The organism is Gloeotrichia echinulata CP02 (assembly GCA_038087035.1).
GTDB lineage: Bacteria > Cyanobacteriota > Cyanobacteriia > Cyanobacteriales > Nostocaceae > Gloeotrichia > Gloeotrichia echinulata.
Genome location: CP051187.1, coordinates 2,371,347 through 2,396,057, shown reverse-complemented (window position 1 = coordinate 2,396,057; position 24,711 = coordinate 2,371,347). Strand labels below are relative to the sequence as shown.

Genomic DNA, 24,711 nt, shown 5'->3' with positions numbered 1-24,711 from the left:
TTGTAACTCATAATTACTCTCTACTCCTCCTTTGCGACTCTGCGCCTTTGCGTGAAACTAACTCTTAATTAACCGCTCCAAAGCAGTTTGTAAATCCTGAGTCAAATCACTCACCCCTTGCCGAGCCATGAGGCGATGGACTGAAGAACTTACCCAACGTTCAGTCACCGAAATTGGATCACCCACAGTAATTTTCGCCTGACGCCAACCCAAGCGGGGACGTACTGGCGATTTACCCCCAATCCGAGAAACCATATCGAAAATAATTAACGCCGTTTCCGCAAAATGTTCGACTTGAGGCGGTTTTAGGAGATAATTTTCGGTAACTGCCACAAAACTTTCCACCAGCCGCATATGACGCATCCTTAAATCAGCTTCCTGGGCTATCCAATCTGCAAGTCCGCGTTTGAGGGGTGATAAAGCCTGGATATCAGACACATCTTCCCGGTAAATATAACTCCAACCGGCTTCTTCCAAACGACGACAGCGATCGATAAAATTTCCCACAGACTGTAAACCAAAATATTGTTCAGCAACGAGTAGCCCTGTATCTAGTAACCGATGGAGTCGGTCAATTATTGGCTGATGGGAGATATCTGGCAGATTTTGATGATAGAAGCGACGATAAAACTCTTCCATTTCACCTATGAGATATTCAGCTAGGCGACAGAGGCGTTGATAGTAAATCTCTTGTTGTCCATCAATCTCTGGAACTGATTGCACTGGTAAACCGCTTTCAATTTCTAGTTGACTCAACAGCCAATCGAGTTTTTTCCAAGGAGGCGCAACATAACTATATTGAATAGCAATCGGGACAATAAAAACAGTTTCGTCACGATTAGCTTTTACCAAATCTTCCACACACCAGAAACCCATTTGCGCCACACCAGGTTCCAAGGGACTAACAATCCCACTATGTCCATTAGTACCACCTTCCGGTGCGATCGCTATTGGCATTTTGCCATTAACAAACAATTCGCGTACCGTTTGGATCGCAATTCGATCTATTCGCTTACCGCGACGAATCGGAAAACCGCCTAAGCGAGAGAAAAACTCAGCCAATAAGTTACCCGCCCAGATAGTCATACCCCGGTCATAAACAAAGTGACTGTGAACCGGGTATTTTAGTGGGATACCTTGCTCACGGGCGACTTTTGGGAGAATTCGCGAGAGGAAATAGAACATACACAGAGGATCATCCACCTCTGGGTGACGAAATGCGAGTAAAAGGCGAATTTTCCCAGCTTGGAATTGTTGATAAAGTTGAGCTAATACCTCGGCATTTTCGGCTTCAACCTTAACGATACCCGCAGGTAACCACGGACGAGTCCGGAATTTCAGCAATATCGGAATCAACCACCGGGTTATCTGGACGACGAAGGGATTAAACCGTTGGGGAATAAATTTCAGCGGTGGTTGAATCGATTGAATCGTTTTCGGCAATTTGTTCTCCAGAGTTGGTGGCGCAGAAGTTGATTGACGGGAAATTTAGCTTTTTAAACGCAGAGGGGCGCTAAGGAAACGCAGAGGGACGCTGAGGATATTCGCGAGGAGATAACTTCTTGTAAAGTCATCATAGAATCTCCCCATTAAGTAAACTCTACCGTTACTAACTCTATTTTAATCTCTAAATCCAAAGCCTCAGCCTCTTATCAAATAAATTCTGATTCGTTAGCTTTTCAAAAATTTCATAAATTCAGCAAGTTCCACTTGATTGGAATAGTCAACTCGTTTTTTATCTCTTAGCAAAAGTGGGATATCGTTATCCTTGCAGTTCTCTAGTTTTAGAGGAATAGTAACTCGTTCTGAATTACCGCTAAACTCGGCATTGAGAATTGCGCTATACTCTCCTTTTGTCCAGCCAGACTGTTTGAGATTTTCGCTCAAACATGGCATGACATATTTGCTTTTTTGTAAACCCTCTTCTATTTTTTGAGTGACTGGATCTCCAAACTTAATTTGTTCTGCATCAAACCAGTAAGTTATTCCTTGTCGTTTAAATTCTGGAATAATATTTTCTATAATAAACGGCTTATCTTGAGATGAATGACAGATAAAGACTTCATACTCAAAGTTATTCTTCATTTTACGATTAAGCTTTTCTTCAAAAGGAAGTTCGGTCTTTTCAATTCTTACATTTTTTACAGAAACGCCAGTTCCATAAAATTTGACTAATCCTACATATCCCGGAAATGGGATATGCGGACAGGTGTAGGTAAGTTCGTAGATTTTTCGTGAAGTTTTTATTTCACCTCTGACTTTACCAGAAAAAAATTCTAAGGAAAATTGATTGAAGCCATCCTCCAAATATACTTCCTCAGTGGAAGCAAATATCTCAGAAAGCACTCCTTGCTTAAATAGACTAATTCTTGCTAAAGTAAAATCACCTCCATTAGCACTAGGTGCGGTATGAAAGGCAAGGAAAGTCCAAAAGTCATCGGCTCGACAGATTAGTCCTGCACCTGTTGAGTAACAATTTGATATGTTTAAATCAGCAGAAATTTTACCATTTAGAATAAGCCCCCTCTCTTGGTTAATGGCGTAGGAGGTTTTGTAAGCACCAATTCCACCGCCATATCCTACAATTAGCTTTTTTCCAAATGTCCAAGAGTGTCTATTGATATCGCGCCAAGTTCTCACGAATTTTCCTCTGATAATTTAATAACTCATTTGCCTTATCTGGAAATCTCTGTATCAAAGTATCCGCTAATTCAATAAATTCTTCTAGTATAGACACTTGGAAATCTTCATCAAATTTGTCTATATCACTAAAATTTACTTGATTATCCAATCTCATTTTCCCTTTTTGGTTTTCAGAACTAATAAATTTTCGCAATCGTGTTATAAAATATTGAAATTCTTGAAATTCTCGAAATTCTTGATTTTCTCTAAAGTTTTCTAATATTTCAGTAATCAATAGTGCATTCTCTTTGCCGAATAATCGCCTCTGATTATCTATAATTTCTTGCATCACTCTTTCATTTTTTCTCTGCTCTTCAAGAGCATCTCTTACTTTCCGCATTCCCTTAACATCTTCTACAAGCATTTTTCTCATCAATTCCAAACCACTTTCTGGCATCTTTTCCAATAATGTTTCATTTGTAAGAATAGCTTGGAATTGTTGAACAACACTTTGAACAATCGGATTTATCTTGCTAGAAACATATTCTTGATAGGATTTAATAAGAACTACGGTTTGAGTCCGAACAACGCTTTCTTCACCATCAAATAAGATAGCCTCCAAATTCAAATCATTTGTTTCAGTATTCTCTGGGTTAACCTCAACTCGAACAGCAAAATTGAATTGATCTTTACCTTTAATAGGTCTATTTACTCGATATTTATTATCACCTATCTTGGTGAGATCGTTTAATTTCTTACTAATTGCTACCCCTTTAGGAAGGTTTAACTGGATTCTTGGCCTGTCTATAATAACAGACATAGCCCCTTTAAACTCTTCATTGATAATGTATTCAATCCGTGATTCCTGTATGTACCAAAATCTACCACCAGACTCTGTAGCTATTGCGGCTAAAATATCTTCTTGAAAGTCATCTCCTATACCAATAGTCGATGTAGTAATCCCAAGCTCTCTTGATTTAGAGGCTTCTTGGGCTAAAATAGTGACTTTTGTTTCGCCTTGATTTGCTTGTCCATCAGACAAGAGAAAGAGTCTATTATTGTGGTTTTCAGTCATGTAAGTTTGCAATTCCAGCAAACCTAAATACCAACCTAATGAAAGGTTAGTTGAACCAGCCGTGTTTATTTTATTTATTTTTTCGATAACTTCAGATTTGGGAACTTGAGGATTAACAACTACCTCAGCATCGTCATCAAATACTACGACAGTAAATAAATCCTTCTCGTCTAACTGTTTATAGATATCAATGCAACTTTTTTTAGCAGTTTCTAGCTTTTCTCCGCTCATACTCCCACTTCTGTCTATGACGATGCATAGATTCAAAGCCTTTTTTCTGTCGAGTTCATTGGTTAATTGTTGAGAATTAACTTCTATTACAAGATCCAACTCGGATATTGCATCATTTCTAACTATTGGTCTTTCCGTTAAAATATCAAGCTTGATCTGACCTTTTTTCATTTTTTGAGGCTCCTAAATGTATTGGCAATTACAACAAACAATTCTGTATTCTCTCCCAGAATTGTTTATGCGATATCTTGTTGTATATGCCCCTGGAAACAAGGTGGACTGACAGAAGTATCACCTGCACATCTGTAGATACAAAATTTATCTTTACTGTTCCTGAAATCTAATAAAATATTTGCAAAATTGCTATTAATATTTTGAGTCAGGTGATACCAAGCGAGAAATGTAGAGTTTTAGCCTTCAGAGTGGGACACTATTATGAGCCAAGAACACATTGAATTTTGAGTGTCAGTCATCTAGAAGCTTCTCTTGTTATTCACTCACACCAGCAATCTGCGCTAAGGCATTAGCATATTGCTCCAAGTCTTTTCTGAGCGATTCCAGTTCATCCCGCAATTTTGCTTCCTCAGACCAATTGCGCTCGTGTTCTTTAGAGCTGAGATGAGGAGGACGCTGTGCTTCCCATGTTTGTAACAGCGGATGCCACTTTGCTAGGAAAGGGCGTAAACCATTATTCAGTACTGCGATCGCAATACCCCCAACTGAATCACGGGACGCTCCCACATCTGGCCCAGCCTCTTTGAGGATTTGCCGTGTTACAGGAAACAAGTTGTACAGAGAAGTCAAAGCTTCTCGCAGAAGTCCTTGGTCAGCTTCCAAAGGCTGAACAGCTATGCGGGTAACAAGTTCAATGTAAAGTGACCAAGCTGCTTTACGTTCCGTTGGATCAGCTTCCCATTCAGCAGAACCAATGCCAAATGGAAGGCTTACAGATACTTTTTTTAATTTTGCGGGGTCGAATTTAGCCATTATTTTTTCGCAATTACTTTGTAAAAGCCGCTATCTTACCTTTTAATTAACATATCTTGCGGGGTGTATCTTAGCATTTTTGTCCTTATTATCCCTCAAAGTGCATCTGAACGGGTTTACGAATGTAAAAAATGTCAGCATACCTCAGACCGAGATTTAAATGCGTCTAAAAATCTCGAAAAATATGCACGGAGGGCTTTACCGTGTCTGGACGTTAAGGGATAGTCTCCCAAACACTCCCGTTGAAACTTCAAGTAATGTCTGGATTTGTCCAGCTTTTATGTAGCAGTGTACTAGGGCAATTGTAGGGGGAAGGCGTTCATAATATCCCGGTTCAGAAGATAATTTTAATTAATGTCGCTGAAATTTCTGCAGACTACATATATATAGATGAACATAACCGAAGACGAGCGCAAATACGCACCCGCAACCCAACGCAATCGCGAACCGATTTTAGAGATCCTTTTACAAGTCTTACCCGCAAATGGTACTATCCTCGAAATAGCCAGTGGGACTGGTGAACACGCTGTATTTTTTGCCCCGCGCCTTAGTCCTCGTAAATGGCTACCTTCTGATCCAAATCCTGAATTACGCGCCAGTATTACTGCTTGGGCGGAATATTTACCTGCGGATAATCTTTATCCACCGCTGGAACTGAATGCTCAGGAGCGAGTTTGGTCAGTGGAAAACACCACCTTAACTGAATCACCCATTGTTGCCATAGTCAACATCAATATGATTCACATTTCCCCTTGGTCAGCCTGTTTAGGACTAATGGCTGGTGCTGGTAGAATTTTACCACCTGGTGGTATCCTCTATTTGTATGGACCTTACAAACAAGGTGGAGAACATAGCGCCCCCAGCAATGCCGCATTTGATGATTCTTTACGCGATCAAAATGCTGCGTGGGGTGTGCGGAATTTAGAAGATGTGGTGTCAGCAGCGAAAGCACAAAACCTTAGCTTGGTGAAAACTTACCAAATGCCAGCCAATAATCTTTCCGCAGTTTTCCAGCATAATTAACATGGAGGTTAGCGGACTCGAACCGCTGACATCCTGCTTGCAAAGCAGGCGCTCTACCAACTGAGCTAAACCCCCATAAAATTAAAATAGCAGGTAATTCAACCGGCTCTCGTTATTCTACCTTATATTGCGATTTTGGATCGGATGAAGCCAGAAAATATTTTAGTTGTGGTAGCTCTATATAAATTCGTCAGTTTGCCAGATTTTACCGAAATGCAAGACCCCTTGCTGTCTTACTGTCAAACACAAGGCATTAAGGGAACAATTCTCCTCGCACCCGAAGGAATTAACGGTACAATTGCAGGTGTTCGTCAGGCGGTGGACTCGGTTCTCTATTTCCTACGTTCTGACCCTCGGTTGGTAGACTTAGAACATAAAGAGTCTTATACTGATATTCCGCCCTTTGAACGGATGAAGGTGCGGCTAAAATCAGAAATTGTCACCTTGGGTTTACCAGAAGTTGACCCCAATGAGCAAGTTGGTACTTATGTCAATCCTCAAGAATGGAATGACCTGATTTCTGACCCTGAAGTCACCGTGATTGACACCCGCAACGATTATGAGATAAATATCGGTACTTTCAGAAGGGCGCAAAATCCCCAAACTCAATCATTCCGAGAATTTCCTGAATACGTGCGGCAAAATCTCGACCCGAATCAACATAAAAAAGTCGCCATGTTTTGTACTGGCGGTATTCGCTGCGAAAAAGCCTCAGCCTTCATGTTGTCCCAAGGCTTTACTGAAGTTTATCACCTCAAGGGCGGAATTCTCAAGTATTTAGAAGAAGTTCCCGCCCAAGAAAGTTTATGGGAAGGGGAATGTTTTGTCTTTGATGAACGGGTAGCTGTGCGTCACGGTTTGGAATCGGGTAGTTATCAGATGTGTCACAGTTGTGGACGACCGATTTCACCAGAAGATAAAGCCTCTCCCAAATATGAGGAAGGGATTTCTTGCGCTTACTGTTTTGACAGTTTGACCCAGGAGAAAAGAACCCGTCAGCAGGAAAAATGGCGTCAGTTACAGTTAAAAATGCAGCGTGAACCATAGGCGATTTGCGAAGGTTTGATTTGGGTGGAGATTTCACAAATTTTAGCGGTTTAATTTCCCGCTACCATCTGACTTGATAGTTTAGTTTTGAGATATTTATCAAAATCTTCACCTACTTCCTGAATTTGAAGGTCTGATTGTTGTAATGACCTGATGACAAGTGTTTCGGTTAGTCCATCATCAATTTGAATATAAAGTTCTAATAATCGCCTATATTCTTCATCTGTACCATTTGTTAATAGAGGTTCAGCATAAGTGTCAATCTGATCGATTAGCCATATTTTATCAAATGAAAGAATAGTATTTCGGACTAATTCAATATCTGAATGGCCGACACTAGCTAACTTAATTAATTCAGCAAATAAACTCTGACGTTCCTCTAAAGTTAGATAATTAATGATTTGCAGTGCAGTTGCTCTTTCTGTAGGATTTTGCAAGGCTTCTCTAATCAAAGATACTCTTGAATTGCAACTGTTGAGAAAATTTTGCCGAGTTTCTAAATAGGCTTTTTCTAATTCAATTAATTGATGCCAAAGTTTTGTTTCTTGTTGATAGGATTTTGTTTCAGCCATAGCTTTTATGGATTATCTAATTTCTTTTTTACCTGCATAAACCCAGCCACAATTCAGAAATTTTTCTACAAATTCTGAAAAGGGCATTTCTCGACAAGGATAGATAGTATGATGGGTGGGGGAATGAGTTCCACCAACCTCTTTACCATCTGCTATCACCCCCAAACCTACTGGTAATAGTGTCCCTTTATCTAGTTTATAGTAATGTCCTGTCAGAGGAGCATACTGAATATCCGCAAACGTGGAAGCACCCGTTGGCGGTTGGGTAGGTTTTACCAAATCCTTCTCAACGAGAATATCTATACTGAGACGAGGTGGACGAGGAGATATTCTGTTACCAAAAGCGTAGAGAGTTATAGTTAAAATAACTGGTTCGACTAAATCAGATGAATTGATAGGATTTTGTCCTAAATTTTCCACACTTGTGAGTTTGATTGTTAGCTCATACTGAACTTGAGCATTTCAACATTTCATATCTTCTTGACATATTTTGACGCTGTTTCTTCATCAAAGAGTCAAACGCCCCACCCACAAGGGGATGGGGCTTGTAACTAACCGAGAGACTCGGCTGAAACATGCGGCATATTGACTGATGCCTGCTCCTCTGTCCCTTGGGTAGAGGAGAGAATATAGTCATCCCTGACATTTTTTGCAGCATTGAGATCCGCGTGTGTCCGATGACCACAATTTTTGCAGTGGAACTTGGACTTGGTGCGGTAAGTCCTGCGAATGTGCTTGCAGATATTGCATTTCTGGGAAGTGTAGCGAGGGTCTTGGTGGACTACCCGCTTACCCAATGCTTCTGCCTTGTAAGTCAGAAATTGTTCTTGTTGGTAAAAAGCCCAACTACCCAACCATTTATTCATTTTCTTGCCCCTTCGCTGTGTGCGAATGCTGGACAAATCCTCTAGTACAAAGACGGCTACCCCTGGTTGGTTGGCTAACTTTTTACTTACACAATGATTCGTGTCCTTCATGAACCGCTTCTCACGGCCAGACATCGCGTTCATTCGACGCTTGGCACTGCGAGTACCTTTTTGTTGGAGTTGGCGACGATTGTATAAGTAACGTCTTTGCACTTTTCTGATGTTAGAAGAACTGAAGAATTGACCATCGCTAGTAACAGCTTGGTGATACAAACCTCGGTCAATTCCTTGAATTTTTCCTTCTATGTGTTGCGGATCTCCTGTCTCAAAAACCAATCTTACCCAGAATTGCTTGGTCTTACTGGTGTAAGTGAGAGTCGCCCCACAAAATTCCCAAGTCTCAAAAACTTCTCTGAAATATTCAGGTACATCAAGAATCAAGGTAACTCGCTTACCAATGCAGCTAAGAGTTAATTGCTTCCCTCTCAGTGTCATTGTGCGTTTGTCATACCTTAATCCTGATGTTGGTTTTTTCTTGGGAACGCTTTTAAACTTTGTGGCTTTGATTGCCTCAAGTGCGTTATCGCGAACTGTTTGTAATAACGCAGAAGGCACGCTCGGATACTGAACCCTTAACAGATGATACAGTTCCTTGTGTGCCTTGTTTTTGTTGTAGGTACTGTTAGCAATAGCCCAGTCAACGTGTGCATTAAATATTTCTGCACACTGATTCATCAGAGGTAAAAACCTTTCTGATGGTAAATCAACTGGGACGCTAACAGTACGTTTCATTACGCTGTTTGCCTCTGCTCAAACTGCTTAAATGTTGCCAGTTTTTGCAACTGAGGAGTTATTACAGAGATAGCGTTTACTGGTATGTTTGCCGACTGCAAGACGCCTATAGTTTCCAGCAATTCACCGTATGAATGACATACTTTAGCTAAGTAAACAAGATTAGCGGCTCTTGGGTTTTTAGGATCATTTTCTCCTAAATAATAGTAGTGTGATACTATTCCTAACGAATCCAAGGACTGTTCTAGCTGTGACTGAGATATTCCGCTTTTAACGTTAATAGTTACGGCTATTTGATTTGCTTCAAGCACAGGAAGTGGCTCACATACCCATCCTTGATTTTTGTTCCAAATTGATGTTCCTGGTAATCTGTCAGTAATTCTCATATTTTGCTCCTACTGAAAGTGACAATCGTAATTGTTCCCGCCTTGATAAGTTACATCCGTTAATTCGACGTTGTAATCATTGGCTAATTCTTGGCAGGTTTCCTCTGCCGATCGGTCGTCTTCAGCTTGAATAGGTTCTGTCCAAGGTTCGCTTTCTTCTTCTGGATCGTTTAAATATCTTGGATCTGGCATAATTGATTTGCTCCTGCTTAGTTTAATCGGCTTCAGGAGTAGCCTGTGTGGTGTGTCAGCACTACGCAGGCATTTTATTTCCTGAGCCAGTGTGGTCTTGGGGGTTTCCCCCATGAACAACTGGCGGTGGTAAACTGAGTATATCACAAGGTTTATATATTTTGTCGATATACACTAAAAATGGAAATACTATCAAGCTCACAAAGCTTACATTGTCTGGGATACCACATTATTTTTTGCCCCAAATACCGTCATCAAATCCTTGAAGGCGCTGTAGAGGTGGAGTTAAAACGCATCATCGGGGAAACCTGTAAAACCTATGGATGGATACTTCACGCATTGGAAATAATGCCTGACCACGTTCATGTATTTGTACAGGCAGACCACACCACCGCACCAGTAGAAATCGCTAAAACCATGAAATCAATTTCGGCTGTGCATATATTTAATACGTTTAAAGACCTTAAAAAACGTCGCTTTTGGGGTTCAGGGATGTGGAGTGATGGCACGTTTTACTCATCTGTTGGCGGAGTCTCCCAAGAAGCAGTGAAGCGGTACATTGAGACTCAGAAAGACAGAGGTTAACTCGCTTACCCGAAGGGAGAGTGTTAATTGAAGGGGTATCGAACCCCTTCAATTAACCGTGCTTACATCCACAGACACCTGGGGATGGGGTTTTACGCACGATCAATAAATTTGCGGTACGTTACTATTGAGGACTAACTGAAGTTAATTTTTTGAATTCTTCCGCGCTAATGTCAAACCATCGGCAATGGGTAGCAAACTCAGGGTGATTCGTTCATCTTGATGCAGCTTCTGATTAAAGGCGCGAATCTGGTTAGTTCTATTATCCTGTACTTCGGGATCGGCGACCCTACCTGACCAGAGAACATTATCGATCGCAATTAGTCCACCCGGACGCACTAACTGTAGCGATCGCTCATAATAACCATCATAATTACTCTTGTCGGCATCGATGAAGGCAAAATCAAAGCTTTCTGCTTCTCCATCTGCCAAGAATTTATCTAAGGTCTCTAGGGCAGGTCCGATGTGCAAGTCAATTTTATCTCCTACCCCTGCTTGCTGCCAATAACGCCGAGCGATCGCCGTAAATTCTTCACTGACATCACAGGCGACAACTTTACCATCTTTCGGTAACGCCAAGGCAACTACTAGCGTACTATAGCCAGTAAATACACCTAACTCTAGAGTTTTTTTCGCACCTAACAACTGCACCAACAACGCCATAAACTGACCCTGTTCCGGTGCAATTTGCATTATCGCCATTGGATGCTGGGCTGTTTCTTGGCGTAATTGGGTTAAGATTTCCGGTTCTCGCAGGGATACAGATAGGAGATAATTATATAAGTCTTTTTCTAGTCCCAGGGTTTGATTTGCCATAATTTGTTAACAATAGACCTGTGTCACACAGCTGATAATGCTCAACCGCAGGGTCGGGTTAGGATAATGTAATCTAACCTTGTGGTTTGGAATAGATACATTTTACCGTGTACAGATAATGGAAATTCATGAACTTGTGATTGAGATGAAACTGCTGGAGCGCCGATTGACTCTCTATGAGGAAAAATATGGTGTTCTGAGCGAGGATTTCTACAAAGCGCTCTTTGCTGGTACCCTCGCCCGCTATGATGAATATGACGAAACCCGTACTGACTTTAGTCGCTGGAAGGGTATATATGAAACATGGCTTCGCCGAAAGCAGTCATATACGGAGCAGATAAATCAACGCGAGTTAGCTGAAACCCTTCGTTTTCAGCCAATTTATTAGAGTATGAGCGAAAACCCTCTGCAATCTTTGTCAGAATACAGTCGCTTTGTGTCGCAAATTCTTATTCGTCCAGATGTTGAACGCTCTACAGTAGTGGTTTGGTCTAATAGCCAATACACAGGCACAGCAGAGGGTGAAGTGTGGTTCAAGGGAAACGCATCTCATTTTTAAAATCCTTATCTGATAAACGCGATCGCACTAGCTATCAAATTGCCCAATTCTTACAGCTGACGCACCCTAAAAGTCTATATTTGTGGTTCTTGCGTACTTAACGTGCTAAATTTTTAATTACAGTCGATAACTTTGTTTTAAAATCAAGGCTTACAGGCGCTTATAGCCAAAATTTTAATCATCAGACCTAAAAGGCAGTAAATAATGGCTGTCATCTTATCCCAGCAAGGAGTTCAAGCTTATTTTTCAACATATTTAGCACGCTAAGTACGCAAGAACCTAGTTTTCCTGATGGTTCCGTCAATGGCGTTGCGTTGTGCGACAAAAAACTCATTTCTTGAAACAATAAATATCTTTGCACACTTTAAATTTATATTGCGAAATTTAGGTGACTATGTGTTAGCAAAAATAGGTGTGTTAGTGATGCTATTTTTGTTTTCGTTGCTTGCGTCAGTAGTTGGCGGGATTACGTTTTTTATTGTTGGCTTTGGTGGGTGGTTTGTGCTATCGTTGGGACGTTTTTGGGGAAGAATGATGTGGGCATATTATTTAGCGCAAATGGAGATTTCTAATAGACATCTTGGAACATGAATGTAGAGACTGTATTTTACAATCTTTACAAGGGGTTACAGCAGTTTTCAGGTATTTAGACCACACGCCGATATCTATATCTGTATTTCTTTGTTACTTCCCTACGGCACGCTCCGCTCATGCGCCTTCTCTACGAACACGTTTGCGTGAGATATAAAAATGTGGTTCATTTACCTGAAAATAGCTGTAAGCTAACAAATGATTAACCCATTTCAATGGGTTAAAATAATGAATGTGTAATATCCGGGTTGACAAAATTACGTATAAAAATGCTGTATAAATACTCTTTGTATATGGGAAACTCCTTACCATGACACCACAACTCGAAGCTGCGCTGACTCTCATCCAATCGCTCTCACCTAAAGAGCGCCAACAACTCCTCCAAATCCTCATACTTGGTGATTCATCCTTGAATTCCCAAACTTACCTGAAAATGCTCAATGACCAGTTTCGCCACGGGATCACAATCAAGCAGTTGCTTACCACCCAAAACCCTACAACGGTTGAGAATATCAAGGATCTCGCCGCTGACTTTTGGCCTCAAGAAGATTCCATTGAAGACTTTCTCTCCTTCCTGCAGGAACAACGCCAAGAGTTAATTTAAGGAAACTTCCATGAGTCTTTTGGTAATCGATACCGACATTGCCTCCTTCATCTTCAAAGGCAGCGACTATGCCGATCCTTACATCCCACTTTTAACAGGTAATGAATTGGCACTTTCATTCATGACCGTTGCCGAACTTTTTCAATGGGCAATCCTGCGTAAGTGGGGCGCTCGTCGCCTCGCACAACTAGAGCAATACTTGTCGGATTATATCATCATTCCAGTTGATCAACCCCTCTGTCGGGAATGGGCACAGATTCGTGCCGATCAACAAAGTGCAGGACGGGTCATTTCTCCTCAAGATGCCTGGATTGCAGCAACAGCTATCCGCCATAACTTATCGCTAGTTACTCACAATATCAAAGATTTTCGAGAAATTTCCAATTTACGTCTTATTACCCCTTCGCTCTAACAACGCAGCATTTGCCGACAGGGTTCAAAAGTTGACCTTTACGGGTGAACTATGATAAAATCAACCAGCGACTAATTCCTCTACTGCACTTGGATGATTTGGTAATGCAGCCGTTAACACTTCACTACCCTCTGCTGTCACTAAAACATCATCTTCGATGCGGATTCCTCGGACATCGGCAAATTGAGATAAGCGTTCCCAATTGACGACATTATAATATTTTGAGCGCAGTTCACCATCATTTAAAATGGCAGGAACTTGATAAAACCCCGGTTCAATTGTCACCAGCATTCCTGGACGCAGGGGACGATTTAAACGTAGATAGCCTAAACCAAAGCGATCGCTTCTTTGGCGTCCCTCTTCATACCCAGCTAAATCGCCTAAATCTTCCATATCATGGACATCTAAACCGAGTAAATGCCCAATACCGTGGGGAAAAAACAATGCATGGGCATCCATTGCCACTAAATCTTGGGGATTTCCTTGTAAAATACCTAAATCTACTAATCCTTCCGCAATGACTGTGCAAGCCAAAAGATGAATCTCTTCATACTCCACCCCAGGAAAGATTTTGGCAATGCACGCATCATGAGCCGCCAGTACAATATTATATATATCTCTTTGGGTAGATGAAAATTTACCAGAAACTGGCCAAGTACGGGTGACATCGCCAGCCCAACCCATCTCTGTTTCGGCGCCGACATCAGCTAGGAGTAAATCTCCTGGTTGTAGGGGGTGGTGATATTGGTTATTATGCAAAACTTCGCCGTGAACTGTGACAATACTGTTGTAAGATGTTGTCATATTGTGAGCGATAATTATTCCTTCCATCGCTGCCCTAATTTCTGATTCTCGTTTGGCTTTAGCTGTTGCAGCCATCCCCGTTTTGTGAGCTTCTACAGTCACCACCGCAGCTTGGCGTAACTCAGTTAATGCTTCGGTATCATGGGTGAGGCGCAGGGAGATAATCGCCTTGGCTAATTCTAAGTCAATTCCTTGGGGCGGATTTGGGGGTAAAATCCATCTATTTAATAGCTGGGTTTGCTGTGTCCAAGTAGCCGCATCTTGTACAGCTATTGTCGCTGCACCTTCTATTGATGACTCTAATTCTGCCATTGGTCTTGCTGCATCAGCGCCAATTATCTCGGCGATTTTTTCCCGATTTGGTGTTTGTCCATGCCAAAGGGCGCTGCTGGGATGAGGATCATCTATGAATAATTCTAGTTTACCTGCTTCTAGGCGAATAGCGGCGTTTAGTAATGGCAATCCGGCAAAGTAAAGGAAATGACTGCTAGCGCGAAAGGGAAAATTATTAGCCGCAAAGTTACGCGGACTGCTGTTTCCTGACCACAGAATTGCGGGAAAATCAATCAGGCTAGCTAGTTTTTGTCTGCGGTGACGGAGGGTGTCGATGAGGGAGGTGGGGGGATTTTGGGTTAGCATAACAATATTTTACCCTGCAATGCGATTGCATCGACTCGCAATTGAATTGCATCGACTTGCAATTGAATTGCATCGACTCGCAATTGAATTGCATCGACTCGCAATTGAATTGCATCGACTCGCAATTGAATTGCATCGACTCGCAATTGAATTGCATCGACTTGCAATTGAATTGCATCGACTCGCAATTGAATTGCATCGACTTGCAATAGGAGTTCATGCAGAGGCAGAAATTAGGTAATCTAAATGATGGGAGAAGTCGCAATACTACTCGGTTAACGAATGTAGAGACGTTACATGTAACGTCTCTACAAAGGTTTCACGCTTTGCGATTTTCAAAACCTACGCAGTATTGGGAGAAGTCGTCATTGAACCTATGGGACAAATTATTACTCAGGTTGATGCTTTCACGAATCGGGCTTTCGCTGGGAATCCTGCTGCTGTATGTGTTTTGTCTGCACCCCAAGATGATGCTTGGATGCAGAATGTCGCCCAGGAGATGAATTTATCGGAGACGGCTTTTATTGTCAGACAGGATGATGGCTTTGGTTTGCGGTGGTTTACACCGACGGTGGAAGTACCTCTTTGTGGTCATGCTACCTTAGCCAGTGCCCATGTGCTATGGTTGGAGGGTCATTTGTCTGTTGATGAAGTGGTGCGGTTTTTTACTAAAAGCGGGGTACTAACAGCCAAGCTTCAAGGTGACTGGATTGAGTTAGATTTTCCGGTGAATGTTTCTTGTGCAACTGTCGCACCGTCAGAACTCAGCAAAGCTTTGGGTGTAGCTTACAAATCTGTCTTTGAGAATTCTCTGGGTTATTTGGTAGAGTTGGAATCGGAAGATTTGGTGCGAGAACTACAGCCGAATTTCCAGTTACTCAAAACATTGCCTGTGTCTGATATCATTGTAACTAGCATTACTCATCCTGGTTCAGACTACGATTTTATTTCTCGCTTCTTTGCTCCAGGATTGGGGATAAATGAAGACCCGGTGACTGGCGCTGCTCATTGTTGTCTTGCTCCTTTCTGGCGCGATCGCCTGCAAAAAGATCAGTTCTTGGCTTATCAGGCATCTAGTCGCGGTGGGGTAGTCAAGGTATATTATCCTGGGGGCGATCGCGTTTATCTGGGTGGACAAGCAGTTACAGTCCTGCGCGGAGAGTTGACATGACCCCTAAACATACAGATAATCCTCATCCTATCAAGTCTTGTGACTGGCCGATTGAGCAATTACCTGGATTGAGTCAAGATGAACAATCGCAACTACAAAATTGTGGCATTAAAACCACAGCAGCGCTAGTTAAACTAGGGAAGACTCTAGAACAAAGAGTGGCGTTAGCAAGTCAATTACAAGTCCATCTTCAGTATGTCAATAAATGGGTGGCTTTGGCAGATTTGGCGCGGATTCCTGGTGTGGGGACACAATATTGTGGTTTATTGTTACATGCAGGTGTGGGTTCGGTGGCGCAGTTGGCTGAGGTTCCGGCTCACAGATTGCACCTGCAAATTTTACGTCTACAGGTTGCCACAATGCAACGCCGCGATTTATGTCCGGCGGTGGAGCAAGTGCGACAATGGAGTCAACAAGCTCGGCGAATCAATTTTAAGTAGTTTTCAGGCAATAATCACAAATGTCGTAAGGCTAAAATTTGCGGCAAAACAGAAATATACGTACTAAAATTAAGCTATAGTTAAATTAACTTTAAATTTATTGATTATTTATTTGTTTTTATACAAAACAGGACTTACGCACTCAGATTCAGCCCTCGACGCTCAACCAGTGGGTTGAGCGGAGTCGAAACCCACGCTCCTGGATATCAGGTACGTTATTTCCATGCACATCGCTTTCACTTCGCTAGTTAAAGAGTGTTCCCTTCGACTTCGCTCAGGGAACACTTTTTATAAGTAACTAGACAGCGCTAGTTAAAGAGTGTTCCCTTCGACTTCGCTCAGGGAACACTTTTTATAAGTAACTAGACAGCGAGCGATCGCACAAATCAACTTATGGCTTATATCTACATTCTTGAGTGTGTTGATGGTAGTTACTACACGGGTAGTACAACAGATTTAGAGCGGCGTCTATGGCAACATCAAGAGGGAGAGGGTGCAAACTACACGGCGAAACGGTTGCCTGTGAAGCTGGTTTTCTGTGAGTATTATAAGCGCGTGGCTGATGCTTTTGAGCGTGAGAAGCAGGTACAGGGCTGGAATCGGAAGAAAAAGCAAGCTTTGATTGCAGGGGATACAAATTTGTTGCATCAGTTGGCTGAATGTCAAAATGAAACTCATTACAGTAGGTTGGCTGGCTTCGGTGGTGAGCAAAGTCGCTCCCTTCGACTTCGCTCAGGGAACCTAGTCGAAGGGAACCAAGTTGAAGGGAACCTAGTCGAAGGGAACCTAGTCGAAGGGAACCTAGTCGAAGGGAACCTAGTCGAAGGGAACCTAGTCGAAGGGAACCTAGTCGAAGGGAACCTAGTCGAAGGGAACCTAGTCGAAGGGAACCTAGTCGAAGGGAACCTAGTCGCTCCCTGAGCGAAGTCGAAGGGAGCCTAGTCGAAGGGAGCCTAGTCGCTCCCTGAGCGAAGTCGAAGGGAGCCTAGTCGAAGGGAACCAAGTCGCTCCCTGAGCGAAGTCGAAGGGAGCTTAGTCGAAGGGAGCATACAACGGACAAATGACGACAACCAGCCTGTAATGTTCAATAACCGACCTAATTAAGCTAATTTTGCCAAACAGGTAGAGGGACAACAAATTTCACTCTTTCGCTAACACGCCATTGAGAAAAATATCAGCCAATCCTTCAGCCATTTGCTGCATTTCTTGGGGGGAAGCGTTGGGTTCGATTAAGGTGTTGTCAGAAAAACCAGCGATCGCAAACATTCCTAAGAAAACCTTAGCCACTAATTTCGCATCCGTTTGGCGATAAACACCTCTATCCATCGCCGTTTGAAAGAAAGCTTCCGCGACATCGGTCATTTTGCTAATGACTTCTAGTTGAATGCGATCGCGCAAATCTGGATGAAATTGTACCTCCATGAAACAGACCTTCATCAATTCGGCATTTTTTTGTAAATTCCACATCCGTCGGCGCATTACTTGGGCGATCGCTTTATAGCTACCCATTTCACTCAATTCTGTAAGTAAATCTGTGAGAATCTCCACCCAACCACCAGTAGCCACCTCTACCAAAATTGCCTTTTTATTGGGAAAATGACGAAATAGGGTGCCCTCAGCTACACCTGCTGCTTGTGCTAAGTCGCGGGTGGTTGTCCCATCAAATCCCTGGGAGGCAAATAATCGCAACGCGGCCTGTAAAATACGGTTACGTGTCTGTGCTTCTGAGGGTGGGGGAGAATTAAAAACTCGCATAGTGGTTATAGTGATCTCTTTGGAACACTGGTTGTCGCAATATTGTCTAACGTCAGGTACAAAAAGCACCAAAAGCTTAATACTAGATTAACGCCCAATGGCTCGTAGTCTGTTTCTGAGATAGTAGAACTTTACTTTTATTGACGCTTATGCTTAAACTGAGTCGCTCAATTTTCAAATGGGACTGGGGACTGGGAATCAAATCTGCTCTCAATTCCCGTTGTTTTTACCAGAATCTATCCCCCTTCAAATTGCGCCGATTTTTGGCAATTTTGCTGGTTATTGCCATGTTTACCTGGGGAATAGTTCCAGAAGCTGCTCTAGCTCAAACTCCTCAAACTTCGATTCAACCTTATCTGGATCGGGTTATTAAGCAGTTGACTGAGTTTCGCCTGGACAATGGGATGAAGTTCATTGTTTTGGAACGCCATCAAGCACCTGTAGTTTCTTTTCTTACCTACGCTGATGTCGGTGGTGTGGATGAGCCGGATGGCAAAACTGGTGTAGCCCACTTTTTGGAGCATTTGGCTTTTAAAGGTACGCAACGTATTGGTACGAAAGACTACAAGTCAGAACAACCACTGCTTAACCGTTTGCAACAATTGGATACAGAAATTAAAACAGCTAAGGCTGGTGGTAAAAAAGATCAAGTCGCCAAGTTGCAAGCTGAGTTTAAGCAAGTAGAATCACAAGCAGGTAAGTTTGTCAAGCAAAATGAACTAGGGCAAATTGTCGAACAAGCGGGAGGGGTGGGTTTAAACGCGAATACCTCTGTGGAAGCCACCCGTTATTTTTACAGCTTTCCGGCGAATAAGTTGGAACTGTGGATGTCCCTAGAATCAGAGAGATTTCTTGACCCAGTATTTCGCGAGTTTTATAAAGAAAAAGATGTAATTTTGGAGGAAAGACGCCTGCGGGTAGAAAATTCGCCCATTGGACAAATGGTGGAAAAGTTTCTCGATGCTGCTTACAAAACCCATGCTTACAGGCGTCCGGTCATTGGTTATGACGAAGATATCCGCAACCTCACACCGGAAGATGTGAAGCAGTTTTTTGATACGTATTATGTAGCGAGTAATTTAACCATTGCAGTTGTGGGAGATGTCAACCCGAATCAGGTGAAAAAACTGGCGCAAATTTATTTTGGACGCTTTCCTAAAAAACCAAAAGCTACTGCATCCATCCCAGCGGAACCACCGCAAACACAAACGCGGGAAGTTACTTTACAGCTACCTTCTCAACCTTGGTATTTAGAAGGTTATCACCGTCCGTCTGTAACTGACCGAGATAATGCGGTTTATGACATTATTGCTAGTTTATTGAGTGATGGACGTACTTCACGATTGTATAAATCTTTGGTTGAACAACAGCGAGTGGCGTTGAATGCCCAAGGTTCTAGTGGGTTTCCTGGGGATAAGTACCCAAATTTGATGTTATTTTATGCTCTGACTGCTCCTGGTCGCACGGTTGATGAGTTGGCGGTGGCTTTGCGTCAACAAATTGACAAATTGAAAACGGAATCTGTGACGACGACTGAGTTACAGCGGGTGAAGACCCAAGCGCGGGCGGGTTTATTGCGAAGTTTGGATTCCAATATGGGTATGGCGAAGCAGCTGTTGGAATATGAGGTGAAAACTGGTTCTTGGCGCAATTTGTTTAAGCAGTTGGATGATATTGCGTCGGTGACTCCGGCTGATATTCAGCGGGTGGCTCAGGATAGGTTTACGCCGGAAAATCGCACAATTGGTAAGTTGTTGTCGAAACAGGGGTAGGAATTGAACCGCAGAGGAACAGAAAAATGCAGAGATATCAGGTGAAGGGTAAAAGGCGGATGGGTGGGAAAATTAAAAGTAGTCGGCGACTGGTTTATGCTTTGGTTGCGGCTTTTGGGTTTTTACTGTTAAGTTTTAATTTTTCTTGGGCGGCGACGGGGGCGGTAAAGCATTACAATGAGTTGCAGTTTCCACCGTTGTCTGAGGTGAAGTTACCGAAGTATGAGCGGTATGTGTTGCAAAATGGTTTGGTTGTGTATTTGATGGAGGATCACGATCTGCCTTTGGTGAATGGTACTGCTTTGTTGCGGACTGGCGATCGCCTGGAAACTTCAGATAAGGTCGGTTTGGCTGGGTTTGTGGGAACGGTGATGCGAACTGGGGGAACTAAGCAGCATTCGTCGGATGAAATTAATGATATTTTGGAGGAACGAGCGGCTTCGGTGGAAACTAGTATTGGGGAAAGTTCTGCTGGTGCTAGTTTTGACACGCTGAGTGAAAATCTGGAAACGGTTTTTGGGTTGTTTGCTGAGGTGTTGCGTGAGCCGGTTTTTGCTCAAGAAAAGCTGGATTTGGCTAAGACGCAAGAGAAGGGTAGTATTGCGCGACGCAATGATGATCCAAATGATATTGCTAGTCGGGAATTTCGCAAGTTAATCTATGGACAAGATAGTCCTTATGCTCGCACGACAGAATATGCAACGCTGGATCGGATTTCTCGTCAGGATTTGGTGCAATTTTACCAGCAATATTTTTATCCCAATAATATGATTTTGGGAATTGTGGGGGATTTTGATGCTAAAAAAATGCGATCGCTCATTCAAAGCAAGTTCGGCGATTGGAAGCCTAACCGGAATCTAGCTAAACCCCAGTTACCGAAGGTGTCTCAAGCTAAGGGTGGTGGTGTATTTTTTGTGAATCAACCGCAGTTGACTCAAAGTAATATTCTGATTGGGCATTTAGGCGGACAATTTAATAATCCCGACTATGCGGCGTTGAATGTATTGAATGGGGTGTTGAATGGGTTTGGTGGTCGGTTATTTAATGAAGTGCGATCGCGTCAAGGGATAGCTTATTCGGTATACGGTTACTGGAATCCCCGTTTTGATTATCCTGGGTTGTTCATTGCTGGTGGACAAACGCGATCAGATGCGACTGTTCAGTTTATTAAGTCTTTGCGGGTTGAAATTAAGCGCATCCAAAACCAAAGAGTCACAGCTAAGGAATTGGCTTTTGCAAAAGAGTCTACCCTGAATTCTTTTGTGTTCAATTTTCAAGACCCCTCCCAAACTCTATCGCGCTTGATGCGCTACGAATATTTCGGCTATCCGGCTGATTTTTTGTTTCGCTATCAAAAAGCTGTAGCTTCCACCACAGCAGCTGATGTCCAGCGGGTCGCAAAGCAATACCTTAAGCCAGAAAAGCTGGTAACTCTGGTGGTGGGGAATCAAATAGCCATTCAACCACCATTGACGCAACTAGCATCACAGGTAACGCCAATAGATGTGACAATTCCCCCCTCCCAACCACAGGCGAAAAATTAACCAGTCCAGCAAGCTAACAATGCTGGGTAACTTGTTGTTCGTAGTTGCGCTTTAGCGCTCCCACAATACATGATATAACCCTTCACCGCACAGGAAAATCTCTTTTTTTTGGCGTCGTTGGATGATCTGTAGGGGCGCAACCATGATTTGTAGGGTCGCAACCATGATTTGTAGGGGCGCAACCATGATCTGTAGGGGCGCAAGGCCTTGCGCCCCTACCCGAACCACGTGTGTTCAGCCGGAGATGATATGACACCCGAGAGTAAATCATCATCTTTCCAGACAAAAATCCTTTACTTGTGTCTATAAAATTAACTTGCAAAACTTGACTTTACAGGTGAAATCACAAAATATAAGATCAGGATTTTGGATTTTGCGCCTAATTATATCCAAAGCTGTTTTACTGACAATCAATATCTTGAAGGGGGCAACAAAATGGTTAAGATAACTATCTCTGACCTGTATCATATTCCTGACAAAAGTCTTCTTGATGAACCAACTCCTAGGGAAATGAATACTATAGTAGGAGGTTACAGACAAAAAAACACAAAATACAAGGATGTTGCCGCAGAATTTTACCAGAAATTCGATAAAACTATCGATAAATGGTTGGAGCAAATAGATAAGAAAATGGCGGCTTGGCAAGATAATCTTGATGTTTAAATCAACTTTATAGGGCAGGTAAATTATTGAATAAAGGCGTACATTTTGAGGATTTAAAATCTTCAAAATGTACGCTTTTTTGCAATAACTTGCAATATTGCAATACGCTAATTGTAGGATGTTGCTACCCGTGGGTAAACCCAACAAACCCCCGTAAATTTTGGGTTAGCCTCCGCCAAGCCCCTATGGGTCTAAGTTCCTCAAGCTAACCTACGCAGCTTAGAGTTTTTGGCTCTAACTGAACCGTATTGCTCGATATTCATATCAGTTAATATGATTCTTTAGATAGATAATATAAGTAAATTATATGAAAAATCAAAAAAGACAAAATACATATATTTATGTCTTTTTAACTAATTGAAAAACATTGACTTTGGAAAAGTTTGTAAATAAAAATAGGATTAACAGTTAAGCAATTCACAGCTTAATTGCACCCCAATAATAGTCACTGTAAACAAGTGCTTTAGGAGAAAATCATGGCTACTATTACTCTTACCGAACTGCGTCAAAGTGGTGCTGAACTGTTCCAAGACTCTGAAAGCTTCCTCAATGACTTGAACGATATGGATTCCATATCAGTTCATGGTGGTGAAGGCTCCGGATTTCAAAAACTCTTGGAATTTGGTTTGATAGGCTTTGCAATCAATAACATTGTATCCCTTGCTAAGTCATTCAGCGACCACGGTGTTAGTGATCACTGGCATTAAGTCGTTGATAATTTGTAGTTTCCTACTGCACTAGATAGCTCTCTTGGAATTAAATGTAAAAGCAACCTATACGTTGAAAATTCAAGATTCAAAACAATTCAAAGGTAAATTTAAACGCTGCGTGGAATAAAATCTACGTTGTGTAGACTTAAGCCTGAGACATTACCGAATGTTAGGAATTGCAACCATTAATTCAAAATTAATGGCGAATTATGAATTGTGAATTGATAAAACGGAGGTTTCTTTATCATCCAAAAAATAAGAGAGTCAGCCAAATTAAGTAATGTCATGCTTAATTTGGCTGAAATGTACCAAGTTTTTAATAATGGGTTTGGAAATCAAGTACATGGCAAAAATTACAATTTCTGAACTGCGTATTGCTGATTCAGAAAGATTCATCAATGACCTGACCGATATCGATTCTATGTATGTGTATGGTGGTGAAGGCTATCAATTTTATCAGCTTCTTAGTTTTAGCCTCAAAACTCTTGAGTTCGTTTTCTTAGCGTTTGCAATCGATACTATTTCATCGCTAGCCAAGTTATTTGTCACGAACAATCGCAGTTTTTATAACCGTTGACGTTTGATTGTTTACTGTTGACTGTTGACGGTCAACAGTTAAAAATAAAGCAAGATTGTTTTTATTGGAAAATTCCTTACCTTAATAAATTATGCCATTGCTATTAAGCCATCAAAATGTTTTTGAATACCTAATTTCCTCTGGTCTGTGTACTCAACAAGAGGAGTCATTGATCAATATTGAACTAAAACCTGCCAAAAATTTTAACTTGTTAGTCAGCTTCCCAGAGGGGCGAAAACTCCTGATTAAGCAAGAGCGTCGCCACCAAAAAGGCAAAACTGCGGGTGAGTTTGTCAAAGAATGGCAAATTCACGAGTTTTTGCAGAAATTCACAGCAATAAACCACATTCGACCGATTTTTTCGGAGGCGATGCATTTTGATGCTGAAAATTCCATCATTGTTTTTAATTATCTCAATGATTATCGCGATTTAGCAGAATTTTACATGAATGAGAATTTTTTTCATACTGAAATAGCAACAGCAATTGGAACTACTTTAGCATCAATTCATCGCCTAACTTTTGACAATCCAAAGTATGGGGAATTCTTGCAAAATGCTGAGGGTGGATCTAGTCAAAAAACTCCGAAGCTGATTCGTGATTTGGACAGAATTACTCCAGAAGTTTTTGGTACTGTTCCTGCTAATGGACTGAAATTCTTTGCACTCTATCAACGTTACGAGAGTCTAGCAAAAGCCATTGCTGATTTGAGTAATGCTTTCACCCCCTGCTGTCTCACTCATAATGACCTAAAGCTAAACAATATTCTCCTCTCCCTTAATTGGGAAGAAGCGGTTAAGAATGAATCGAATGATAGAAACAGCATCATTCGATTCATTGACTGGGAACGTAGTGCTTGGGGAGATCCAGCTAATGATTTAGGAACCCTAATTTCCAGCTACTTACAAATCTGGTTGTATAGCATGATTAGCGGTAAAACAATAGCGATAGAAGAGTCTTTACGCCTTGCTACCACTCCCCTACAATTACTCCAACCTTCAATTGCGGCGCTGTTTACTGCTTATTTAGCTCATTTCCCCGAAATTTTAGAACGGCGCCCTGATTTTTTGGAGCGAGTTGTACAATTTTGCGGTTTATCTTTAATTAGAGCTATTCAAGCAACACTCCAGCACGAAAAAGCCTTTGGTAATTCTAATATCTGTATGCTCCAAGTTGCCAAGAGTTTATTGTGCAGTCCGCAAGCATCCATTTCCACGGTTTGTGGTATGCAAGCTTCAGATATCACCCCTATCAGTTTATCTCCCGTTTAGAACCAA

30 protein-coding genes and 1 tRNA gene are annotated in these 24,711 nt (G+C 41.9%); 17 read left to right on the top strand and 14 right to left on the bottom strand.

Annotated elements, in window-relative coordinates; translation table 11 throughout:
* Positions 1 to 57: 57 nt before the first annotated feature.
* The 4 genes from HEQ19_10490 to HEQ19_10475 form a co-directional block, all read right to left on the bottom strand.
* A complete protein-coding gene (locus HEQ19_10490) occupies positions 58 to 1,443 on the bottom strand; it encodes a 1-acyl-sn-glycerol-3-phosphate acyltransferase (protein WYL99884.1) in 1,386 nt (461 codons plus the stop codon).
* A gap of 228 nt (positions 1,444 to 1,671) precedes the next feature.
* A complete protein-coding gene (locus HEQ19_10485; GenBank protein WYL99883.1) occupies positions 1,672 to 2,640 on the bottom strand; it encodes a toll/interleukin-1 receptor domain-containing protein in 969 nt (322 codons plus the stop codon).
* Positions 2,615 to 4,099, bottom strand: coding sequence for a VWA domain-containing protein (locus tag HEQ19_30860; protein ID WZI67170.1), 1,485 nt, complete (start codon positions 4,097 to 4,099; stop codon positions 2,615 to 2,617). The genes HEQ19_10485 and HEQ19_30860 overlap by 26 nt, the downstream gene beginning before the upstream one ends.
* A gap of 318 nt (positions 4,100 to 4,417) precedes the next feature.
* A complete protein-coding gene (locus HEQ19_10475) occupies positions 4,418 to 4,915 on the bottom strand; it encodes a hypothetical protein (protein ID WYL99882.1) in 498 nt (165 codons plus the stop codon).
* A gap of 390 nt (positions 4,916 to 5,305) precedes the next feature.
* Between HEQ19_10475 and HEQ19_10465 the strand changes: the two genes are divergently transcribed.
* On the top strand, positions 5,306 to 5,938 hold the full coding sequence (locus HEQ19_10465) for a DUF938 domain-containing protein (protein ID WYL99880.1): 633 nt from the start codon (positions 5,306 to 5,308) through the stop codon (positions 5,936 to 5,938).
* A gap of 2 nt (positions 5,939 to 5,940) precedes the next feature.
* Here the strand turns inward: HEQ19_10465 and HEQ19_10460 are convergent.
* Positions 5,941 to 6,013, bottom strand: a tRNA-Ala gene (locus tag HEQ19_10460).
* A gap of 69 nt (positions 6,014 to 6,082) precedes the next feature.
* Between HEQ19_10460 and HEQ19_10455 the strand changes: the two genes are divergently transcribed.
* Positions 6,083 to 6,985, top strand: a complete 903-nt coding sequence (locus HEQ19_10455) for a rhodanese-related sulfurtransferase (protein WYL99879.1) — start codon at positions 6,083 to 6,085, stop codon at positions 6,983 to 6,985.
* Between the two features lie 50 nt (positions 6,986 to 7,035).
* Here the strand turns inward: HEQ19_10455 and HEQ19_10450 are convergent, their stop codons facing one another.
* The 5 genes from HEQ19_10450 to HEQ19_10430 form a co-directional block, all read right to left on the bottom strand.
* Positions 7,036 to 7,557, bottom strand: a complete 522-nt coding sequence (locus tag HEQ19_10450) for a hypothetical protein (protein WYL99878.1) — start codon at positions 7,555 to 7,557, stop codon at positions 7,036 to 7,038.
* A 12-nt stretch (positions 7,558 to 7,569) separates the two neighbouring features.
* Positions 7,570 to 7,977, bottom strand: coding sequence for a hypothetical protein (locus HEQ19_10445; protein ID WYL99877.1), 408 nt, complete (start codon positions 7,975 to 7,977; stop codon positions 7,570 to 7,572).
* Positions 7,978 to 8,108: 131 nt separating this feature from the next.
* Positions 8,109 to 9,215 (bottom strand): transposase, encoded by a 1,107-nt coding sequence (locus tag HEQ19_10440; GenBank protein WYL99876.1) that lies wholly within the window; start codon positions 9,213 to 9,215, stop codon positions 8,109 to 8,111.
* A complete protein-coding gene (locus tag HEQ19_10435) occupies positions 9,215 to 9,601 on the bottom strand; it encodes a hypothetical protein (GenBank protein WYL99875.1) in 387 nt (128 codons plus the stop codon). The genes HEQ19_10440 and HEQ19_10435 overlap by 1 nt, the downstream gene beginning before the upstream one ends.
* A gap of 9 nt (positions 9,602 to 9,610) precedes the next feature.
* Positions 9,611 to 9,793 carry a hypothetical protein gene (locus tag HEQ19_10430; protein WYL99874.1) on the bottom strand — a complete coding sequence of 61 codons (183 nt, stop codon included), beginning with the start codon at positions 9,791 to 9,793 and terminating at the stop codon, positions 9,611 to 9,613.
* Positions 9,794 to 9,973: 180 nt separating this feature from the next.
* Here HEQ19_10430 and tnpA point away from each other — a divergent pair, with 180 nt between their 5' ends.
* Positions 9,974 to 10,378, top strand: coding sequence for an IS200/IS605 family transposase (gene tnpA, locus HEQ19_10425; GenBank protein ID WYL99873.1), 405 nt, complete (start codon positions 9,974 to 9,976; stop codon positions 10,376 to 10,378).
* 144 nt (positions 10,379 to 10,522) lie between these two features.
* On the opposite strand, the gene HEQ19_10420 is transcribed toward tnpA, so the two are convergent.
* On the bottom strand, positions 10,523 to 11,194 hold the full coding sequence (locus tag HEQ19_10420) for a class I SAM-dependent methyltransferase (protein WYL99872.1): 672 nt from the start codon (positions 11,192 to 11,194) through the stop codon (positions 10,523 to 10,525).
* A 118-nt stretch (positions 11,195 to 11,312) separates the two neighbouring features.
* Between HEQ19_10420 and HEQ19_10415 the strand changes: the two genes are divergently transcribed.
* The 5 genes from HEQ19_10415 (at position 11,313) to HEQ19_10395 (ending at position 13,360) form a co-directional block, all read left to right on the top strand.
* Positions 11,313 to 11,582, top strand: coding sequence for a hypothetical protein (locus HEQ19_10415; protein ID WYL99871.1), 270 nt, complete (start codon positions 11,313 to 11,315; stop codon positions 11,580 to 11,582).
* Positions 11,583 to 11,585: 3 nt separating this feature from the next.
* Positions 11,586 to 11,753: a hypothetical protein gene (locus HEQ19_10410; protein ID WYL99870.1), complete on the top strand. Its 168-nt coding sequence runs from the start codon at positions 11,586 to 11,588 to the stop codon at positions 11,751 to 11,753.
* A gap of 303 nt (positions 11,754 to 12,056) precedes the next feature.
* A complete protein-coding gene (locus HEQ19_10405; protein WYL99869.1) occupies positions 12,057 to 12,344 on the top strand; it encodes a hypothetical protein in 288 nt (95 codons plus the stop codon).
* 310 nt (positions 12,345 to 12,654) lie between these two features.
* Entirely contained in the window at positions 12,655 to 12,948 is a 294-nt protein-coding gene (locus tag HEQ19_10400) for a hypothetical protein (GenBank protein ID WYL99868.1), read from the top strand.
* 10 nt (positions 12,949 to 12,958) lie between these two features.
* Entirely contained in the window at positions 12,959 to 13,360 is a 402-nt protein-coding gene (locus HEQ19_10395; protein ID WYL99867.1) for a type II toxin-antitoxin system VapC family toxin, read from the top strand.
* Between the two features lie 60 nt (positions 13,361 to 13,420).
* Here the strand turns inward: HEQ19_10395 and HEQ19_10390 are convergent, their stop codons facing one another.
* Positions 13,421 to 14,803 (bottom strand): aminopeptidase P family protein, encoded by a 1,383-nt coding sequence (locus tag HEQ19_10390; GenBank protein WYL99866.1) that lies wholly within the window; start codon positions 14,801 to 14,803, stop codon positions 13,421 to 13,423.
* Positions 14,797 to 15,012 (bottom strand): hypothetical protein, encoded by a 216-nt coding sequence (locus HEQ19_10385; GenBank protein ID WYL99865.1) that lies wholly within the window; start codon positions 15,010 to 15,012, stop codon positions 14,797 to 14,799. The genes HEQ19_10390 and HEQ19_10385 overlap by 7 nt, the downstream gene beginning before the upstream one ends.
* Before the next feature lie 167 nt (positions 15,013 to 15,179).
* On the opposite strand from HEQ19_10385, the gene HEQ19_10380 reads away from it, so the two are divergent.
* The 3 genes from HEQ19_10380 (at position 15,180) to HEQ19_30855 (ending at position 17,335) form a co-directional block, all read left to right on the top strand.
* The gene (locus tag HEQ19_10380; GenBank protein WYL99864.1) at positions 15,180 to 15,974 is read left to right on the top strand and encodes a PhzF family phenazine biosynthesis protein; all 795 of its coding nucleotides are present in this window, start codon (positions 15,180 to 15,182) and stop codon (positions 15,972 to 15,974) included.
* On the top strand, positions 15,971 to 16,414 hold the full coding sequence (locus HEQ19_10375; GenBank protein WYL99863.1) for a DUF4332 domain-containing protein: 444 nt from the start codon (positions 15,971 to 15,973) through the stop codon (positions 16,412 to 16,414). Before HEQ19_10380 ends, HEQ19_10375 begins: the two co-directional genes overlap by 4 nt.
* Before the next feature lie 393 nt (positions 16,415 to 16,807).
* Positions 16,808 to 17,335, top strand: a complete 528-nt coding sequence (locus HEQ19_30855; GenBank protein ID WZI67169.1) for a GIY-YIG nuclease family protein — start codon at positions 16,808 to 16,810, stop codon at positions 17,333 to 17,335.
* 219 nt (positions 17,336 to 17,554) lie between these two features.
* Here the strand turns inward: HEQ19_30855 and HEQ19_10365 are convergent, their stop codons facing one another.
* Entirely contained in the window at positions 17,555 to 18,169 is a 615-nt protein-coding gene (locus HEQ19_10365) for a TetR/AcrR family transcriptional regulator (protein WYL99862.1), read from the bottom strand.
* 287 nt (positions 18,170 to 18,456) lie between these two features.
* Here HEQ19_10365 and HEQ19_10360 point away from each other — a divergent pair, with 287 nt between their 5' ends.
* The 6 genes from HEQ19_10360 to HEQ19_10335 all read left to right on the top strand — a co-directional run bounded on the left by HEQ19_10360 (position 18,457) and on the right by HEQ19_10335 (position 24,705).
* Complete coding sequence (locus HEQ19_10360; protein WYL99861.2) at positions 18,457 to 19,941, top strand: pitrilysin family protein; 1,485 nt, start codon at positions 18,457 to 18,459, stop codon at positions 19,939 to 19,941.
* A gap of 26 nt (positions 19,942 to 19,967) precedes the next feature.
* Positions 19,968 to 21,485, top strand: a complete 1,518-nt coding sequence (locus tag HEQ19_10355; GenBank protein ID WYL99860.1) for a pitrilysin family protein — start codon at positions 19,968 to 19,970, stop codon at positions 21,483 to 21,485.
* A gap of 366 nt (positions 21,486 to 21,851) precedes the next feature.
* Positions 21,852 to 22,148: a hypothetical protein gene (locus tag HEQ19_10350; protein ID WYL99859.1), complete on the top strand. Its 297-nt coding sequence runs from the start codon at positions 21,852 to 21,854 to the stop codon at positions 22,146 to 22,148.
* Positions 22,149 to 22,624: 476 nt separating this feature from the next.
* On the top strand, positions 22,625 to 22,855 hold the full coding sequence (locus HEQ19_10345) for a hypothetical protein (GenBank protein ID WYL99858.1): 231 nt from the start codon (positions 22,625 to 22,627) through the stop codon (positions 22,853 to 22,855).
* 346 nt (positions 22,856 to 23,201) lie between these two features.
* A complete protein-coding gene (locus tag HEQ19_10340; protein WYL99857.1) occupies positions 23,202 to 23,435 on the top strand; it encodes a hypothetical protein in 234 nt (77 codons plus the stop codon).
* A gap of 91 nt (positions 23,436 to 23,526) precedes the next feature.
* Positions 23,527 to 24,705, top strand: a complete 1,179-nt coding sequence (locus HEQ19_10335) for an aminoglycoside phosphotransferase family protein (protein ID WYL99856.1) — start codon at positions 23,527 to 23,529, stop codon at positions 24,703 to 24,705.
* The last annotated feature ends 6 nt before the right edge of the window (positions 24,706 to 24,711 follow it).

Excerpts from the sequence above, each read along its gene's own strand:
- HEQ19_30860 (WZI67170.1), bottom strand. The coding sequence starts at position 4,099 with ATGAAAAAAGGTCAGATCAAGCTTGATATTTTAACGGAAAGACCAATA.
- HEQ19_10475 (WYL99882.1), bottom strand. The coding sequence starts at position 4,915 with ATGGCTAAATTCGACCCCGCAAAATTAAAAAAAGTATCTGTAAGCCTT.
- HEQ19_10465 (WYL99880.1), top strand. The coding sequence starts at position 5,306 with ATGAACATAACCGAAGACGAGCGCAAATACGCACCCGCAACCCAACGC.
- HEQ19_10455 (WYL99879.1), top strand. The coding sequence starts at position 6,083 with ATGAAGCCAGAAAATATTTTAGTTGTGGTAGCTCTATATAAATTCGTC.
- HEQ19_10450 (WYL99878.1), bottom strand. The coding sequence starts at position 7,557 with ATGGCTGAAACAAAATCCTATCAACAAGAAACAAAACTTTGGCATCAA.
- HEQ19_10440 (WYL99876.1), bottom strand. The coding sequence starts at position 9,215 with ATGAAACGTACTGTTAGCGTCCCAGTTGATTTACCATCAGAAAGGTTT.
- HEQ19_10435 (WYL99875.1), bottom strand. The coding sequence starts at position 9,601 with ATGAGAATTACTGACAGATTACCAGGAACATCAATTTGGAACAAAAAT.
- HEQ19_10430 (WYL99874.1), bottom strand. The coding sequence starts at position 9,793 with ATGCCAGATCCAAGATATTTAAACGATCCAGAAGAAGAAAGCGAACCT.
- tnpA (WYL99873.1), top strand. The coding sequence starts at position 9,974 with ATGGAAATACTATCAAGCTCACAAAGCTTACATTGTCTGGGATACCAC.
- HEQ19_10420 (WYL99872.1), bottom strand. The coding sequence starts at position 11,194 with ATGGCAAATCAAACCCTGGGACTAGAAAAAGACTTATATAATTATCTC.
- HEQ19_10415 (WYL99871.1), top strand. The coding sequence starts at position 11,313 with ATGGAAATTCATGAACTTGTGATTGAGATGAAACTGCTGGAGCGCCGA.
- HEQ19_10410 (WYL99870.1), top strand. The coding sequence starts at position 11,586 with ATGAGCGAAAACCCTCTGCAATCTTTGTCAGAATACAGTCGCTTTGTG.
- HEQ19_10405 (WYL99869.1), top strand. The coding sequence starts at position 12,057 with ATGGCGTTGCGTTGTGCGACAAAAAACTCATTTCTTGAAACAATAAAT.
- HEQ19_10400 (WYL99868.1), top strand. The coding sequence starts at position 12,655 with ATGACACCACAACTCGAAGCTGCGCTGACTCTCATCCAATCGCTCTCA.
- HEQ19_10395 (WYL99867.1), top strand. The coding sequence starts at position 12,959 with ATGAGTCTTTTGGTAATCGATACCGACATTGCCTCCTTCATCTTCAAA.
- HEQ19_10390 (WYL99866.1), bottom strand. The coding sequence starts at position 14,803 with ATGCTAACCCAAAATCCCCCCACCTCCCTCATCGACACCCTCCGTCAC.
- HEQ19_10380 (WYL99864.1), top strand. The coding sequence starts at position 15,180 with ATGGGACAAATTATTACTCAGGTTGATGCTTTCACGAATCGGGCTTTC.
- HEQ19_10375 (WYL99863.1), top strand. The coding sequence starts at position 15,971 with ATGACCCCTAAACATACAGATAATCCTCATCCTATCAAGTCTTGTGAC.
- HEQ19_30855 (WZI67169.1), top strand. The coding sequence starts at position 16,808 with ATGGCTTATATCTACATTCTTGAGTGTGTTGATGGTAGTTACTACACG.
- HEQ19_10365 (WYL99862.1), bottom strand. The coding sequence starts at position 18,169 with ATGCGAGTTTTTAATTCTCCCCCACCCTCAGAAGCACAGACACGTAAC.
- HEQ19_10360 (WYL99861.2), top strand. The coding sequence starts at position 18,457 with ATGTTTACCTGGGGAATAGTTCCAGAAGCTGCTCTAGCTCAAACTCCT.
- HEQ19_10355 (WYL99860.1), top strand. The coding sequence starts at position 19,968 with ATGCAGAGATATCAGGTGAAGGGTAAAAGGCGGATGGGTGGGAAAATT.
- HEQ19_10345 (WYL99858.1), top strand. The coding sequence starts at position 22,625 with ATGGCTACTATTACTCTTACCGAACTGCGTCAAAGTGGTGCTGAACTG.
- HEQ19_10340 (WYL99857.1), top strand. The coding sequence starts at position 23,202 with ATGGCAAAAATTACAATTTCTGAACTGCGTATTGCTGATTCAGAAAGA.
- HEQ19_10335 (WYL99856.1), top strand. The coding sequence starts at position 23,527 with ATGCCATTGCTATTAAGCCATCAAAATGTTTTTGAATACCTAATTTCC.